This is a genomic window from Bacteroides sp. UBA939 (assembly GCF_002293435.1).
Classification (GTDB): domain Bacteria; phylum Bacteroidota; class Bacteroidia; order Bacteroidales; family Bacteroidaceae; genus Bacteroides.
Genome location: NZ_DBDF01000108.1, coordinates 9,416 through 27,018, shown reverse-complemented (window position 1 = coordinate 27,018; position 17,603 = coordinate 9,416). Strand labels below are relative to the sequence as shown.

The following is a 17,603-nucleotide window of genomic DNA, read 5'->3' as shown; positions in this document are numbered from 1 at the left end:
ACCGGGAGGCTTTTTTAATTGCTATGTGTGTGATTGCTATATTGTGTAATTGCTATATGGCAGGGCAAGGCAGGGTTCGCCTTTATAACAGAAGCAATAGTTATCTGATACCTGCTCTGATTTCCGGATAATATTCGCTTGCTTTTCCCGTTTAAATACAGTAAGTTTACAACATTATTGTTTATATGCAATTTATCAAACAAATGCGTCCGGTAAAATTCTGGTTGGTTTTAGTTGCCGTGGTGATAGCTATTGCCTCCCTTGGAGTTTCTCATTCTTTAATGACCGATTTGTCGGCAGAAGAACGGGAGCGTATGGAAGTATGGGCAGAAGCCATGAAGAATTTGCAGATTGCTGATGCTAATACGGACTTAACAATGGTGCTGAAAGTACTGAACGCTAATCATACTATTCCGGTGGTTGTAGTTGACCAAAATGGAGAAGTACAGACTTACAGGAATATAGAAATCTTGTCCAATGATACGGTAACTGCTTTAACAGACAAGGTCGAGCGTTTTAAATATGAAGGGAATAGTATTCGCATGGATCTAAATGAAAACGGAGATTATTTAGATGTATGTTACGGCTCTTCTTTGATGCTTACCCGTTTGGCCATTTATCCTTATGTTCAGTTAGCGGTAGTGCTTATCTTCGTTTTAATAGCCATCTTTGCTCTTTTAAGTGCTAAGAAAGCAGAACAGAATAAAGTATGGGTAGGGCTTTCCAAAGAGACAGCCCACCAGTTAGGGACTCCTATTTCTTCATTGATGGCTTGGGTTGAATTATTGAAGATGCAATATCCGCAAGATGATTTGATTCCGGCTATGGCAGAAGATGTAGAGCGGTTGCAAATGATTGCCAATCGTTTTTCCAAGATTGGGTCTATTCCGGAATTGGAAGATGCCAATCTGAAAGACCTGTTAATACGAGTGACAGATTACATAGCTCATCGTGCTTCGGATAAAGTGAATATTATAACCCAATTGCCGGATGCACTTCCACCCATACGTTTGAATGTAGCCTTATTTGAATGGGTGATAGAAAATCTTTGTAAAAATGCTATTGATGCAATGGGAGGAGTCGGAAATCTGGTTATTTCGGTGCATGAAACATCGAAGCACTGGCATATTGACGTTGCTGATACAGGAAAGGGAATTGACAAACGATATTTTGAAACAGTTTTTACTCCCGGCTATACAACTAAGAAAAGAGGGTGGGGATTAGGACTTTCATTGGTACGTCGCATTATAGTAGAATATCATTCCGGACGTATTTTTATAAAGCAGTCGGAGATAAATAAAGGCACGATATTTAGAATAGAGCTTAAAAAATGAATATTTCGTTGCCAATTACTGTATAATAAGGATAATTATTTGTATCTTTGTCGCCCAAATAAATAAAAGAAGCCTTGGGAAAGTTTGATAAATACAAAATAGATTTGAAAGGTATGCAGGCGGATTCATGTAAATATGAGTTTGTTCTGGATAACCTTTTCTTTGCTAACATTGATGCCCCTGAAGTGCAAAAAGGCAAAGTAAATGTCACATTGCTTGTAAAGAAAACATCTCGTGCTTTTGAATTGAACTTCCAAACTGATGGTATGGTATGGGTGCCATGCGACCGCTGTTTGGACGATATGGAACAACTTATCAGTTCAACAGATAAATTGATGGTGAAGTTTGGTCATGAATATGCGGAAGAAGGTGACAATCTTATTGTGATTCCTGAAGAAGAAGGAGAAATCAATGTGGCATGGTTCATGTATGAGTTTATCGCATTGTCTATTCCGATGAAGCATGTGCATGCTCCCGGAAAGTGTAACAAAGCTATGAACAGTAAGTTGAATAAGCATTTGCGTACTAAAGCGGATGATGAAGCGGAAGATATGTTTGTCGAAAGCGAAGCAGAAGATATGCCAAATGCCGGAGAAGAAGAGGAAACGCAAATAGACCCGCGTTGGAATGAATTAAAGAAAATATTAGATAACAATTAAAGATTAAGAAAAATGGCACATCCTAAGAGAAGACAGTCTAAAACAAGAACTGCAAAAAGAAGAACTCATGATAAAGCAGTAGCTCCTACATTGGCTATTTGCCCTAACTGTGGTGAATGGCATGTATATCATACCGTATGTAGCGCTTGTGGATACTACAGGGGTAAGCTTGCTATCGAAAAAGAAGCCGCTGTATAATTTTGCAGCCTGAAAAGATATGCTTAAATGCCGGAGTCTGAAGAGATTTGTTGGATACAAGTTTTTAGATTACCGTTTATTTAGGTATTATTTACTAACTACGCAGAATTAATGGAAAAAATAAATGCAGTAATTACAGGAGTCGGCGGTTATGTACCTGATTATGTCTTGACGAATGACGAGATATCAAAAATGGTGGATACCAATGATGAGTGGATTATGACCCGTATCGGAGTAAAGGAGAGACATATCCTGAATGAAGAAGGGTTGGGTACTTCGTACATGGCTCGTAAGGCTGCTAAGCAGTTGATGCAACGTACAGATTCCAATCCTGATGATATCGACTTGGTGATTGTAGCTACTTCTACTGCTGATTATCATTTCCCTTCAACAGCTTCTATCTTGTGTGATAAGCTTGGGTTGAAGAATGCTTTTGCTTTTGATTTGCAGGCTGCTTGTAGTGGCTTTCTGTATGTGTTGGAAACAGGAGCTAATTTTATCCGTTCGGGAAGATACAAAAAGATTATCATAGTAGGTGCCGATAAAATGTCATCAATGGTAGATTACACAGAGCGTGCTACTTGTCCTATTTTTGGTGATGGCGCTGCTGCCTTTATGATGGAGCCTACAACAGAAGATGTAGGTGTGATAGATGCTATTTTGAGAACGGATGGTAAAGGATTGCCTTTCTTGCACATGAAAGGGGGAGGTTCTGTATGTCCTCCATCTTATTTTACGGTGGATAACCACATGCACTTTATCTATCAGGAAGGTCGTACTGTATTTAAATATGCTGTATCTAATATGTCGGATGCTTGTGCTGCCATTGCAGAAAAGAATCACCTGACCAAAGAAAGTATAACTTGGGTGATTCCCCATCAGGCAAATTTACGTATTATTGATGCAGTGGCTAATCGTTTGGAACTTCCTCGTGAAAAAGTAATGGTTAACATTGAACATTACGGTAATACAAGCGCCGCTACGCTTCCGCTTTGCATCTGGGATTTTGAGGATAAGTTAAAAAAAGGAGATAACCTGATTTTTACGGCATTCGGTGCAGGCTTTACTTGGGGAGCCGTTTACGTGAAGTGGGGATATGACGGGAAAAAACAGTAACTACGGTTACTGCTAAAAGATAAGATAAAACGCATCCTATTTCGATTCGATGCGTTTTTTTGTCTCAACTAAAATACAGAAGTGTGATACATAAAGCTGGTTTTGTGAACATCGTAGGGAATCCGAACGTAGGTAAGTCTACACTGATGAATGCCTTGGTTGGCGAACGGATTTCTATTGCTACCTTTAAAGCGCAGACAACCCGTCACCGTATTATGGGTATCTATAATACGGATGATATGCAGATTGTGTTTTCCGATACTCCGGGTGTCTTGAAGCCACAATATAAATTGCAGGAGTCCATGCTGAATTTCTCTACTTCGGCATTGACTGATGCGGACGTCTTGTTGTATGTAACGGATGTGGTTGAGACGCCTGATAAGCATAATGAGTTTGTGGAGAAAGTAGCGCAAATGACTATTCCGGTTTTGTTGCTTATCAATAAAATAGACTTGTCGAATCAGGAGAAGCTGGTGGAATTGGTAGAAGCATGGAAGGTTTTGTTGCCTGATGCGGAAATTATTCCCATCTCTGCCGTTACAAAGTTTAATGTAGACTATGTGATGAAGCGGATAAAAGAACTGCTGCCTGATTCACCTCCTTATTTTGATAAAGACCAGTGGACGGACAAGCCGGCACGCTTCTTTGTGACCGAGATTATCCGTGAAAAGATTCTTCTGTATTATGACAAGGAAATACCCTATTCGGTAGAAGTAGTGGTAGAGCAGTTTAAAGAAGATGCGAAGAAGATATATATTAATGCTGTGATTTATGTGGAGCGTGATTCGCAAAAGGGAATCATAATCGGTAAGCAAGGCAAGGCGCTAAAGAAGGTGTCTACCGAAGCGCGCCGTGATTTGGAGAGGTTTTTTGGAAAAACTATTTTCCTGGAAACATTTGTGAAAGTTGATAAGGACTGGCGTAGCTCGGATAAAGAGTTACGTAACTTTGGCTATCAACAAGATTGAAAATATTCATACGACTGGGATAGTCGCAAAAACAAAGAGAGTAAACTATGGGCAATTTAGTTGCAATCGTGGGACGCCCCAATGTGGGGAAGTCCACTTTATTTAACCGCTTGACTAAAACACGTCAGGCTATTGTGAACGAAGAAGCCGGAACAACGCGTGACCGCCAGTATGGTAAATCCGAATGGCTGGGAAAAGAGTTTTCCGTGGTAGATACCGGTGGATGGGTGGTAAATTCAGATGATATTTTTGAAGAAGAAATACGTAAGCAGGTTTTAGTGGCTGTAGACGAAGCGGATGTCATCCTGTTTGTGGTCGATGTAATGACCGGAGTGACTGACCTTGACATGCAAGTAGCAGCTATCTTGCGCCGTACCAAGAAGCCTGTATTATTGATTGCCAATAAGACCGATAACGGAGAGCTGCAATACAATGCACCTGAGTTTTATTCTTTAGGGCTGGGTGACCCTTATTGCGTTTCGGCCATGACCGGTAGTGGAACCGGCGATATGATGGATTTGATTGTCGGCACTTTCAGGAAAGAGACTGATGAGATATTGGATGAAGACATTCCCCGCTTTGCCGTAGTAGGGCGCCCGAATGCCGGGAAGTCTTCTATCGTGAACTCCTTTATCGGTGAAGACCGTAATATTGTGACCGAGATTGCAGGGACAACCCGTGATTCTATCTATACCCGCTATAATAAATTTGGATTTGACTTCTATTTGGTAGATACTGCCGGAATCCGTAAGAAGAATAAAGTGAATGAGGATTTGGAGTATTACTCTGTAATCCGTTCTATTCGTTCTATTGAGAATTCGGATGTATGTATTCTTATGCTGGATGCTACGCGGGGCATTGAAAGTCAGGATTTGAATATCTTCTCCCTGATACAGAAAAATGCGAAAGGTCTGGTTGTGGTAGTGAACAAGTGGGATTTGGTAGAGGATAAGTCTGTAAAAGTGATTAAGACTTTTGAGAATGCCATCCGCGAACGTTTTGCCCCGTTTGTTGATTTCCCCATCATTTTTGCTTCGGCATTGACCAAGCAACGTATTCTTAAGGTTTTGGAAGAAGCTCGCAGTGTATATGAAAACCGTATGACACGTATTCCTACGGCTCGTTTAAACGAAGAGATGCTTCCGTTGATAGAGGCATATCCGCCTCCTGCCATCAAAGGTAAATATATCAAGATTAAGTATATCACGCAGTTGCCCAATACAAAAGTGCCTTCTTTTGTGTACTTCGCCAATCTGCCTCAGTATGTGAAGGAACCGTATAAGCGTTTTCTGGAGAACAAGATGCGTGAGAAGTGGAATCTGACAGGAACTCCGATTAATATCTATATACGTCAGAAATAAAGATTTTCTTTATCCTTCCAGGTTCTGGACTTCTACCTCTTTCACTTTGCGGAACAAATCGGATGCGAAGATAAAGTCATTCAACTTCTTATTGCTGGAGGTGAAGATATCATCCTTGCTGCCTTCCCATTCCTTATGCCCTTCGTGGATATAGATGATTTCTTCCCCGATGCCCATCACGGAGTTCATGTCGTGGGTGTTGATGAGGGTCGTCATGTTGTATTCATGAGTAATATCATGAATCAGTTCGTCGATGATGAGTGATGTTTTGGGATCCAGTCCGGAGTTAGGTTCGTCGCAGAATAAGTACTTCGGGTTCAGAGCGATGGCGCGGGCGATGGCTACACGCTTCTGCATACCTCCGCTTATTTCACCGGGAAATTTATCTTTTGCTTCTGTCAGGTTTACACGCTCCAGGCAGAACATGGCACGCTGGGTACGGCTACGTAGCGTGTCGTTACTGAACATATTCAACGGGAACATGACGTTATCCAGCACCGTCATGGAATCAAACAATGCTGCGCTTTGGAAAATCATTCCCATCTCCCGGCGCAATGCTTTCTTCTCTTTCTTGCCCATAGCAAGAAAATTACGGTTATCGTATAACAGTTCGCCCCGTTCAGGCTTCAGTAGCCCGACGATACATTTCATCAGTACCGTTTTTCCCGAACCGCTTTGCCCGATAATGAGGTTGGTTTTTCCGTTCTCGAAAGTGGTGTTGATGTCTTTCAGTACATCCTTGCCTTCAAATGATTTCCAAAGTCCTTTCAGTTCAATCATCCCATTAATAGTTTAGTTAAGATTAAATCGGCAAACAAGATCAGTGCGCTGCTGCATACTACAGAGTCCGTAGAGGCTTTGCCTACCTCTATGGAGCCGCCTTCGACGGTATAGCCGAAAAAGGCTGATACGCTGGCGATGATAAAGGCGAAGAACAGCGATTTGATGATGCCGCACCAGATGAACCATTCCACAAACATGTACTGAAGACCATATTCCAAGTCCACCGCCGTCATGATACCGCCAAACCAACAACTGGCAAAGGCGCCGATGATGCCGGCAAAGGTACTGAATGTCACTAAGAATGGTATGGTAGTAACCATCGCAGTGATTTTGGGAAGTATCAGGTAGTTGGCAGAATTTACACCCATGATTTCGAGTGCGTCGATTTGCTGCGTCACTCTCATGGTTCCCAGTTCGGATGCAATATTCGAACCGGCTTTTCCTGCCAGTATCAGACACATTATGGAAGAGGAAAATTCCAACAGCATAATTTCACGGGTTACATATCCTACCACCCAACGCGGCATGAAGGGGCTTTCAATATTCAGCTTGATTTGTATGGTGATAACGGCGCCTATGAAGAACGATATCAGCAATACGATGCCGATGGAGTTCACGCCAAGCTGCCCCATTTCTTTGAAGTATTGCCGGAAAAACATGCGCATACGCTCCGGACGGGCGAAAGTACGCCCCATCAGGATGATGTATCTTCCGACAGTTTTAAGTGCTTTAATCATGATCCGTAAGTATTTGTCTGCAAATGTACATCATTCAGCTTATTTTTACTACATTTGCGGCAGATAAATGTTGAATACAGAGGCACAGAGTTACGTAGCCCGCTATGTTCCTTGATAAAAGCAAAGATATCCTCAAGAATAACTCTTAAATGAGGTTGAGGAAGATTAAGCAGACTGTGAAAGGAAGATAAAGGGAGAAACGGATAAGAAGGAGGAATAGAGAAGTTTGTGTGTGCCTATGTTATTCTGTTCGGAAAGGCTGAAAATATGGAAGAAAGTAAAATGGTGCTTCGTACAGAAGATTTGGTAAAGAAGTACGGAAAGCGAACGGTGGTAAGCCATGTTTCCATTGATGTGAAGCAAGGTGAAATTGTGGGATTGTTGGGGCCGAATGGCGCCGGTAAGACTACTTCGTTCTATATGACCGTAGGGCTGATAACTCCGAATGAGGGAAGTATCTTCCTGAACGACCTGGATATTACGAAATATCCGGTATATAAACGTGCGCAAACAGGTATCGGATATCTGGCGCAGGAAGCATCCGTATTCCGTCAGATGAGCGTGGAGGATAACATTACGTCTGTGCTTGAGATGACTGACAAGCCTTTGGAGTACCAAAAAGAGAAATTGGAAAGCCTGATTGCCGAGTTTCGTTTGCAAAAGGTACGCAAGAACAAGGGTAACCAGCTTTCGGGTGGTGAGCGCCGCCGTACGGAGATAGCCCGTTGTCTTGCCATCGACCCGAAATTCATTATGCTCGATGAGCCTTTTGCCGGTGTTGACCCGATTGCTGTGGAAGATATCCAGCAGATTGTGTGGAAGTTGAAGGATAAGAATATCGGTATTCTGATTACTGACCACAATGTGCAGGAAACGCTGAGTATTACCGACCGTGCCTATCTGCTGTTCGAAGGTAAGATTCTGTTTCAGGGAACGCCGGAGGAGTTATCGGAAAACAAAATTGTGCGTGAGAAGTATTTGAGCAATAGCTTTGTGCTTCGCCGTAAGGACTTTATGAAATAGTGATTAGCGATAGTTGTTTGCACTGTTTATTTATCATTTATAATGCGAACTAATTATGACGATACTTAGCAACCTCAAAACAATGCAAAGCAAAATGAAAACAGTTTCGTAGATGAATATTCTCATCTGGCATTGACTCAAATACCCTCTCAAGTTGCTTCAAATGTTCTTTGAAGCAGTTTCAAATGCTTTTTGAATCTACTTGGCAGTAGTGTATAAACTACTACTAAGTAATTAGTCAACTACTACGTAGTAATTGACTAACTACTAATAGGTAGTTGACCAACTACTACTAAGTAATTGACCAATTACTACGTAGTAATTAACCAATCTTTCACAATGTCATTTTGTATTTTAAACCGCCTGAGAATGCGATATTTCCGCCCGAAGGCAAGGACGATTGGAAATACGCGAGTAAAAATCCGTATCTTGCTGATTGACAGAGTGATATCGAAATCTGTACATCTCTAAAAAATGAAAAACCCTCTTTCAGATGGCCTTTTAATGACTTATTCCTACCGGATTTATGCAACATTTGCACCGAATATATATGGTTCGCACACCGGATATACCCCGTTCGCACACCATATATATATGGTTCGCGCACCGGATATATCCCGTCCGCGCACCAGATATATCCCGTCCGTATACCATCTATATCCGCCTCGCGCAAGAGAAAACAATTATTGCATAAATCCCATATCCCAGCCGCTATTTATACGAAATATCTGTATAACTATTCAAAACGTTGTACCAATAGTTTCTATTTCCCTTTCTTTTGCAAAAGAGTGTGTTAGCAAAAAGAGACTTTAACTGTCTTTTTGCTACTACGGATTGTTTCATACTTGACATCTATGCTATGATAGAAAGGAATAATTAAGCTATGTTTTTTTGATAATTAGAAGAATAACACTAATTTTGTCCCCTCATTTGAGATTGGAACAAAATATAAATCAAATAAATAATTGTCAGAATGAACGTTTCATTACAAAACATTGATAAGGTAAACGCACTGCTTACTGTAAAGCTTGAGAAAGCAGATTATCAGGAGAATGTTGATAAATCGTTGAAGAACCTACGCCGTAAGGCTCAAATACCCGGATTCCGTCAAGGCATGGTACCGGCAAGCCTGGTGAAAAAAATGTATGGTAAATCTGTTATAGCCGAAGAAGTAAACAAAATACTTTCGGATGCTGTGTACAAATATATTCAGGAAAATAAGGTGAACATTCTTGGTGAGCCGTTACCAAATGAAGATAAGCAGCCGGAGATCGACTTTGATACGATGGATGAATTTGAATTCCTGTTCGACATTGCCCTGACACCTGAATTTACAGTAGAACTGAGCGCCAATGATAAGGTAGACTATTACACGATTGACGTTACGGATGAAATGATCGCCAATCAGGTAAAATCATACACTCAGCGCGCCGGTAAATATGACCAGGTAGATGAGTACCAGGATAACGACATGCTGAAAGGCCTGCTTGTGGAACTGGATGAAAACGGTAATACTAAAGAAAGCGGCATTGAGGTAGAAGCCGCTGTTATGATGCCGTCTTACATGAAGAATGCCGAGCAGAAAGCTATCTTCGCAAAGGCAAAGGTGAACGACGTATGCGTGTTCAATCCTTACACTGCGTGGGACGGTAATGCTGCCGAACTGGCCTCTTTGCTGAAGATTGAGAAAGAAGAAGCTGTTGAAGTGAAGTCGGACTTCAGTTATCAGATAGAAGAAATCACACGCTTTGTTGATGGCGAACTGAATCAGGAAATCTTCGACCAAGTATTTGGCGAAGGCGTAGTGACAACCGAAGACGAGTTCCGCAATAAAGTAAAAGAGGGCATTGCCAATCAATTCGTAGCCGACAGTGACTATAAGTTCCTGATCGACGTCCGCAAGATGTTGATAGAGAAAGTAGGCAAGCTGGAATTCCCGGATGCACTGCTGAAACGCATCATGCACCTGAATAATAAGGATAAGGACGAAAAGTTTGTTGAAGACAACTACGATAAGAGCATCGAAGAACTGACCTGGCACCTGATTAAGGAACAGTTGGTGAAGGCTAACGATATCAAAGTAGAGCAGGAAGACATAGCCGCTATGGCAAAAGAAGCTACACGTGCACAGTTTGCGCAATACGGCATGATGAGTATTCCTGATGAACTCCTGGAGAACTACTCAAAAGAAATGCTGAAGAAGAAAGAAAGCGTTGAAGGCTTGGTAAACCGCGTTATCGAATCGAAGTTGGGCGCTGCCTTGAAGTCTCAGGTTAAGTTGGAAAACAAAACAGTTTCCACGGAAGAATTCAATAAGATGTTCGAGTAATAGTTTCATTATTCGGAAAACAGTTTAAAATAATTAAGAAACACAGAGTTTTGCACTATATAACTCTGTGTTTTTTGTGTCTCTGTGTTCTTTTTTGTTTCTTTGCAAACCAGTTAAACCTAAAAAAAGAGAAGTTTATGGATGATTTTAGAAAATACGCTACCAAGCACTTAGGTATGAATGGCTTGGCGTTGGACGGTGTGATTAAATCACAGGCAAGTTACTTGAATCCATACATCCTGGAAGAGCGCCAACTCAATGTAACCCAGTTGGATGTCTTTTCCCGTTTGATGATGGACCGCATCATTTTCCTGGGTACCCAAATTGACGATTATACAGCCAATACTCTGCAGGCACAGTTGCTTTATCTGGATTCGGTAGACCAGAGCAGGGATATCTCCATCTATATCAACTCGCCGGGCGGTTCCGTATATGCCGGGCTGGGTATTTATGACACAATGCAGTTTATCACAAGCAATGTAGCTACAATCTGTACCGGTATGGCAGCAAGCATGGCTGCAGTACTGCTGGTGGCAGGCACCGAAGGCAAGCGCTCCGCCTTGCCGCATGCCCGTGTAATGATACATCAGCCGATGGGAGGCGCACAAGGGCAGGCTTCGGATATCGAAATCACAGCCCGCGAAATCCAGAAACTGAAAAAGGAACTTTATACCATCATTGCCGACCATTCTCATACACCTTTTGATAAAGTATGGGCAGACTCCGACCGCGACTATTGGATGACTGCGCAGGAAGCCAAAGAATACGGTATGGTAGATGAGGTATTGATTAAAAAATAAATATGGCAGACTCAAAACATAATAATAATAGGTGTAGCTTTTGCGGGCGCCTGGAAGATGAAGTCGGCATTCTTATTACAGGAATGAACGCATACATCTGTGATATCTGCGCTAACCAGGCCTACATGATTGCCGAGGAAGCAATGGAAGGCATAAAAAGAAACGTCAACCCCAAAAAGCTGAACCTGAAAAAGCTCCCCAAACCTCTGGAAATAAAAGAGTTTCTTGACCAGTACGTTATCGGGCAGGACGACGCCAAACGCTTTCTCTCCGTATCGGTATACAACCACTACAAACGCCTGCTGCAAAAAGACGGAGGAGATGATGTGGAAATTGAAAAGTCCAACATCATCATGGTGGGAAGCACCGGAACCGGAAAAACACTGCTGGCACGCACCATAGCCAAACTGCTTCACGTACCCTTTACCATTGTAGACGCCACGGTACTTACCGAAGCCGGCTATGTGGGCGAAGACATTGAAAGCATCCTGACACGCCTGCTCCAGGTAGCGGACTATAATGTTCCCGAAGCCGAACAAGGCATCGTGTTCATTGATGAAATTGATAAGATTGCCCGCAAGGGAGATAATCCTTCCATTACCCGTGACGTCAGTGGCGAGGGAGTGCAACAAGGATTGTTGAAGCTGCTGGAAGGCTCCGTAGTGAATGTCCCTCCTCAGGGCGGACGTAAGCACCCCGACCAGAAAATGATTCCGGTGAACACGAAAAATATCCTTTTCATTTGCGGCGGCGCATTTGACGGCATTGAAAAGAAAATCGCCCAACGGCTCAATACCCATGTAGTAGGATACGGTGCGGTACGCAATACTGCAGTTATCGACAAAAATAACATGATGCAATACATTGCCCCCCAGGATTTGAAGTCATTTGGGCTGATACCCGAAATCATCGGTCGCCTGCCGGTGCTGACTTATCTCAATCCTTTGGACCGCAATGCTCTGCGCTCCATCCTGACCGAGCCTAAAAACTCTATTATCAAGCAATACATCAAACTGTTTGAGATGGATAAGGTGAAGCTCGCGTTTGAAGACAACGTATTCGAATATATTGTAGATAAGGCGGTAGAGTATAAGCTCGGCGCCCGCGGACTGCGCTCTATTGTGGAGACTATCATGATGGATGCGATGTTTGAAATACCCTCGGAACACAAAGAAAACTTTGTTGTGACCTTGGAGTACGCCAAACATCAACTGGAAAAAGCAAACATTGCAAAACTGCAAACAGCTTAAAATCAAAAGGTAAAGAGACATAAGACAGACTTTTTTTGTTTCTATTGAAAAATATTCATTGGATTATGCTTGAAAATTGAGAAGTTGTTTATAACTTTGTTAGGGCTCTTGCAAAAAGAGAGGTTAACCGGGAGTTTAAACAATCATTCAAAAAACAACCTAATGAATCATGGCAGGGAAGAAGATTAATTTGACAGACCAACTGAAGGAGTATTTCGGATTTGACACGTTTAAAGGAAATCAGGAAGCAATCATACTAAACTTGTTGGCAGGTAACGATACATTCGTGTTGATGCCTACAGGTGGAGGGAAATCCCTATGTTATCAGTTGCCTTCGCTTTTGATGGAAGGCACGGGTATTGTGATTTCTCCATTGATTGCCTTGATGAAGAATCAGGTTGATGCGATGCGCAACTTCAGCGAAGAAGATGGTATTGCCCACTTTATCAATTCTTCCCTTAATAAAAGCGCGATAGACCAGGTGAAGGCGGACATCACCAGCGGAAAGACCAAGCTACTGTATGTAGCTCCCGAATCGCTGACGAAAGACGAAAATGTGGAATTTCTGAGAACAGTGAAAATCTCCTTCTATGCTGTAGATGAAGCACACTGTATTTCAGAATGGGGACATGACTTCCGGCCGGAATATCGCCGCATTCGTCCTATTATCAATGAAATAGGAAAAGCTCCGGTAATAGCGTTGACGGCAACTGCAACTCCTAAAGTGCAACATGACATCCAGAAAAATCTGGGTATGGTGGAAGCGCAGGTGTTCAAATCATCGTTCAACCGTCCGAACCTCTACTATGAGGTACGTTCTAAAACCAATAACGTAGACAAGGACATCATTAAGTTCATCAAAAACAATCCGGAGAAGTCAGGCATTATCTATTGCCTGAGCCGGAAGAAGGTTGAGGAACTTACTGAAATCCTGCAAGCAAACAGCATTAACGCCCGTGCATACCATGCAGGAATGGACTCTGCCACCCGTACACAAAATCAAGATGATTTCTTGATGGAGAAGATTGATGTGATTGTTGCAACCATCGCTTTCGGTATGGGTATTGATAAACCTGATGTACGCTACGTTATCCATTATGACATTCCGAAAAGTCTGGAAGGATATTATCAGGAAACCGGACGCGCCGGAAGAGATGGAGGCGAAGGACAATGTATTACCTTTTATACGAATAAGGATTTGCAGAAACTGGAAAAGTTCATGCAAGGCAAACCTGTAGCAGAACAGGAAATTGGCAAGCAGCTTCTGTTGGAAACCGCTGCTTATGCCGAATCATCCGTTTGTCGCCGAAAGACGTTGCTGCACTATTTCGGTGAAGAGTACACGGAAGAAAATTGTGGAAATTGTGACAACTGTTTAAACCCCAAAAAACAAGTGGAAGCCCAAGAGTTATTGTGTACCGTGATTGAAGCTATTCTCGCGGTGAAAGAAAATTTTAAAGCAGACTATATTATTGATTTTATACAAGGACGCGAAACTACTGAAGTACAGGCACATCTGCATGAAGATCTGGATGCATTCGGCTCCGGAATGGGAGAAGAAGATAAAACCTGGAATGCCGTTATCCGTCAGGCGCTCATTGCCGGCTATCTGAGCAAGGATGTGGAAAACTACGGACTGCTGAAAGTTACAGCTGAAGGTGAAAAGTTCCTCAAACATCCCAAGTCATTCAAAATCACGGAAGATAATGATTTTGAAGAAACGGAAGACGAAGCACCGGCGCGGGGTACTGGCTCTTGTGCTGTAGACCCGGCACTCTTCTCCATGCTGAAGGATTTGCGTAAGAAGCTCTCCAAGAAGCTGGAAGTTCCTCCTTATGTAATCTTCCAGGATCCTTCACTGGAAGCTATGGCTACTATTTATCCGGTGACACAGGATGAATTGCAGAATATTCCGGGCGTAGGCGCAGGCAAAGCGAAGCGTTATGGTGAAGAATTCTGTAAGCTCATCAAGCGCCATTGCGAAGAGAATGAGATTGAACGCCCTGAAGACCTGCGTGTCCGTACAGTCGCCAATAAGTCCAAACTGAAAGTATCCATTATCCAATCAATTGACCGTAAGGTGGCTTTGGACGATATCGCACTATCCAAAGGAATAGAATTCGGTGACTTGCTGGACGAAATCGAAGCAATCGTTTACTCCGGTACGAAGTTGAACATCGACTACTTCCTGGACGAAATAATGGATGAAGACCACATGCTCGATATCTATGATTATTTCAAGGAATCCGTTACCGACAAGATTGATGACGCACTTGATGAACTTGGTGATGACTTCACCGAAGAAGAAGTACGTTTGGTGCGCATCAAGTTCATTTCTGAAATGGCGAACTAAAATTGAAAATACATTTTTGTTAAAACCGGGCTTATGTTTCATAAGTTCGGTTTTTATATTATATATTTGTCTGATTAATCATGACTAAGAAATGAGAATGAGGTGTATAGTATGTTTCATAGTATTATTTAGTTTTTTATGCCTGCGAGGCAATGCTCAAGGTATTGAATTTAGTACATACGAATCTGAAACCATACAAAAAACAAGTTATTCTGTTTTCGATGAAAATCCTCTGACCTTTAAACATGACTTTACTATAGCTTATGATCTGGCTATTCACGACTATGGCTCTTTTGGTTATATATTCCGGCTGAAAGATTCTAAGAATGAGAATTCCGATATTTACAGTTTTGTTTTTTCCTATGATAATAATGAGCGTAGCTATCTGAAATTCAACATTGAAACAAAAGAATGCCTGGTTGCAGACACTTTATGCAATAAGAATCTTGGTCCCAGGCGTTGGATACCCATAAAAATCTTCTTTTCCCTTAAAGATGATTCAGTATGCCTGACTATCAACAAACGCAAATATCATGCTGGAAAGTTAGGACTTCCCAAAGAAATGACTCCTTCCATAATGTTCGGAAGTAGCAGGTTCTCTGAGGAGATACCTTCTTTTGCTATCCGGAATCTGGTCGTTTCTGATACTTATCAACAGATAGAATTCCCTTTAAATGAGAATGCAGGCACCCTTGTTCATGATAATCAGGGGAAAGTAAGAGGAAAAGCGATTAATCCTGTTTGGCTGATTAATAGGTTTTACTATTGGAACTTGCTCCATTCACAGTCATCTGAAACAACAGCAGGCTATAATTATGATGCCCAGTCCGGCAATTTTGTTTATTTCAACAGTGATTCCCTTTACACTTTGGATATACGCCGGAGCAAATGGGAGGGATACAAACATGAACCTTTCCCTATGAAAATGTATTTGGGAACGAATTTCCTTCACCCGGATACACATTCTGCTTATATTTATGAGGTGGATAATCGCATGGATTCCTGTACAATTTGCTCTTTGAATATACTTACGGGAGAGACGAACAAGGTAGATACCAAGTTCTTATCCTCACAACGGCATCATCACTCTTCTTATTTGGATACGATTCAGAATAAATTCTATATTTTTGGAGGTTTCGGTTTACGTAAATATACCAATACGCTGGAGGTATATGATCTGAATCAGAAGACCTGGAATACTGTCAAGTTAAAGGGGGATTTTGTTGCTCCCCGCTTCTTCTCTTCTATGGGAGCATTGAATCCCGATGAGTTGTTCCTGTTCGGAGGAACCGGAAATAGCAGCGGAGATCAGAGTTTGGGAAAGATCTATTATTATGATCTTTATAAAATCAATCTACAAGATTCGACGGTAAAGAAAGTGAGGGATTACTCTTATACTGGTATTCAGATTGTTCCGGTAAGGAATCTTATTTTATCTGATGATAAAACAGCTTTCTACACGCTGTGTTACCCTATGCAGGAAGCTTCTTCTTATTTGCAGCTCTATAAATTTTCCCTGCAAAATGATTCTTATGAGGTTTTGGGAAATTCGATTCCTATGGACTCAAAGGCTATTTTATCAAATGCGAACCTTTACTATAATAAGGATACCAAGGAACTTTATTGTTGCACGCAGGAGTTTGATGAACATGGCGGAGAGTCTTCCGTTACTCAGTTCTATTCTTTGTCGGCACCAGCTATTGCAAAGGATGCTTTGTTTTTGTATTCTACAGAACAGAATCTTTCATGGTATTTTGCTGCTATTGGAGGAGTTGCAGCCCTTGTGCTGTTTATAGGTATAGGGTACTATCTGAAAAGTAGAAAAGTCAAACAACCAATTTCCAAAGTAATCAGATATAAAGCACATACTCCGCTTGACGAGGAAAGAACCTCACGGGCAAATGCTTTGTATTTATTTGGTGAATTTACCATATTGGATAAGAAGGGAAGAGATATAACCTACTTGTTTAGTTCTAAAATAAAACAGCTTTTCTTACTTACTTTCCTGAATACGATAGGTGATAAGGAAGGCATCACTTCGAGTTATATTTACGGATTGTTGTGGCCGGAGAAAGATTTAAGCAGTGCTAAGAATCTGAAAGGGGTCACTATCAACAGATTGAGAAAGATATTAGATGATCTGGAAGGCATTGAATTGATTTATGCCAACAGTCGCTACTCTATTAAACTATTAGATAATTTTTATTGTGATTATCAGAGATTTCTAGAGCAGATAGACAGAATGCGACAGAGCAATGCATCTCAGGAAGTGAGCCAAGTGTTAATAGGAATATTGTCGAGAGGTAAGTTCCTGAAGTCAGTAGATGATTCTATGTTTGACACTTTTAAAAGCGAACAAGAAGATGAACTGCATAAAATGCTCATGATCGAGATGAATAATTTATATGCAAAAGCGACTTATGAGCAAGCCATTCAGTTGGCAGAAATCTGGCTGAAAGTTGATCCATTGAATGATATGGCTTTATGGTATATGCTGAATGCTTGCCATAAATTAAAGAGAGAAGATCAGGCTATGAAGAAATACTATCTTTATATTGCAGAATATAATAAAAGCATGGGGAATAATTATCCGTATTCTTACTCTGATATTATACACAATGATTTAAGAATATCTTTTCAATAATCGGAGAAACAGACTGTTTAGTAGCTGTTCATAATTAGTTTATGCTAT

General features: G+C 41.5%; 14 protein-coding genes. 12 read left to right on the top strand and 2 right to left on the bottom strand.

The features are described 5' to 3' along the window. Positions 1–185: 185 nt before the first annotated feature. The 6 genes from B2Z67_RS07440 (at position 186) to der (ending at position 5,636) form a co-directional block, all read left to right on the top strand. Positions 186–1,334: a sensor histidine kinase gene (locus B2Z67_RS07440; RefSeq protein WP_291529187.1), complete on the top strand. Its 1,149-nt coding sequence runs from the start codon at positions 186–188 to the stop codon at positions 1,332–1,334. A gap of 74 nt (positions 1,335–1,408) precedes the next feature. Further along, positions 1,409–1,993, top strand: coding sequence for a YceD family protein (locus B2Z67_RS07435; protein WP_291529186.1), 585 nt, complete (start codon positions 1,409–1,411; stop codon positions 1,991–1,993). A 12-nt stretch (positions 1,994–2,005) separates the two neighbouring features. Next, positions 2,006–2,191, top strand: coding sequence for a 50S ribosomal protein L32 (gene rpmF, locus B2Z67_RS07430; protein ID WP_022164345.1), 186 nt, complete (start codon positions 2,006–2,008; stop codon positions 2,189–2,191). A gap of 111 nt (positions 2,192–2,302) precedes the next feature. Next, on the top strand, positions 2,303–3,307 hold the full coding sequence (locus B2Z67_RS07425) for a beta-ketoacyl-ACP synthase III (RefSeq protein WP_291529185.1): 1,005 nt from the start codon (positions 2,303–2,305) through the stop codon (positions 3,305–3,307). A gap of 86 nt (positions 3,308–3,393) precedes the next feature. After that, complete coding sequence (era, locus tag B2Z67_RS07420) at positions 3,394–4,275, top strand: GTPase Era (protein WP_291529188.1); 882 nt, start codon at positions 3,394–3,396, stop codon at positions 4,273–4,275. Between the two features lie 47 nt (positions 4,276–4,322). Continuing rightward, positions 4,323–5,636 (top strand): ribosome biogenesis GTPase Der, encoded by a 1,314-nt coding sequence (gene der, locus B2Z67_RS07415; protein ID WP_291529184.1) that lies wholly within the window; start codon positions 4,323–4,325, stop codon positions 5,634–5,636. Between the two features lie 9 nt (positions 5,637–5,645). On the opposite strand, the gene B2Z67_RS07410 is transcribed toward der, so the two are convergent. Continuing rightward, on the bottom strand, positions 5,646–6,416 hold the full coding sequence (locus B2Z67_RS07410; protein ID WP_291529183.1) for an ABC transporter ATP-binding protein: 771 nt from the start codon (positions 6,414–6,416) through the stop codon (positions 5,646–5,648). Beyond that, entirely contained in the window at positions 6,413–7,156 is a 744-nt protein-coding gene (locus B2Z67_RS07405) for an MlaE family ABC transporter permease (RefSeq protein ID WP_291529182.1), read from the bottom strand. Before B2Z67_RS07405 ends, B2Z67_RS07410 begins: the two co-directional genes overlap by 4 nt. Before the next feature lie 267 nt (positions 7,157–7,423). On the opposite strand from B2Z67_RS07405, the gene lptB reads away from it, so the two are divergent. From lptB to B2Z67_RS07375, 6 genes are all read left to right on the top strand, one after another. Beyond that, positions 7,424–8,179 carry an LPS export ABC transporter ATP-binding protein gene (gene lptB / locus B2Z67_RS07400; protein WP_291529181.1) on the top strand — a complete coding sequence of 252 codons (756 nt, stop codon included), beginning with the start codon at positions 7,424–7,426 and terminating at the stop codon, positions 8,177–8,179. 973 nt (positions 8,180–9,152) lie between these two features. After that, positions 9,153–10,508: a trigger factor gene (gene tig / locus B2Z67_RS07395; RefSeq protein WP_291529180.1), complete on the top strand. Its 1,356-nt coding sequence runs from the start codon at positions 9,153–9,155 to the stop codon at positions 10,506–10,508. A 137-nt stretch (positions 10,509–10,645) separates the two neighbouring features. Continuing rightward, a complete protein-coding gene (gene clpP / locus B2Z67_RS07390; protein ID WP_291529179.1) occupies positions 10,646–11,308 on the top strand; it encodes an ATP-dependent Clp endopeptidase proteolytic subunit ClpP in 663 nt (220 codons plus the stop codon). Between the two features lie 2 nt (positions 11,309–11,310). Beyond that, complete coding sequence (gene clpX / locus B2Z67_RS07385) at positions 11,311–12,558, top strand: ATP-dependent Clp protease ATP-binding subunit ClpX (protein WP_291529178.1); 1,248 nt, start codon at positions 11,311–11,313, stop codon at positions 12,556–12,558. A 169-nt stretch (positions 12,559–12,727) separates the two neighbouring features. Beyond that, positions 12,728–14,911 (top strand): DNA helicase RecQ, encoded by a 2,184-nt coding sequence (gene recQ, locus B2Z67_RS07380; RefSeq protein WP_291529177.1) that lies wholly within the window; start codon positions 12,728–12,730, stop codon positions 14,909–14,911. A 97-nt stretch (positions 14,912–15,008) separates the two neighbouring features. Further along, entirely contained in the window at positions 15,009–17,555 is a 2,547-nt protein-coding gene (locus B2Z67_RS07375; protein ID WP_291529176.1) for a Kelch repeat-containing protein, read from the top strand. Positions 17,556–17,603: the final 48 nt, after the last annotated feature.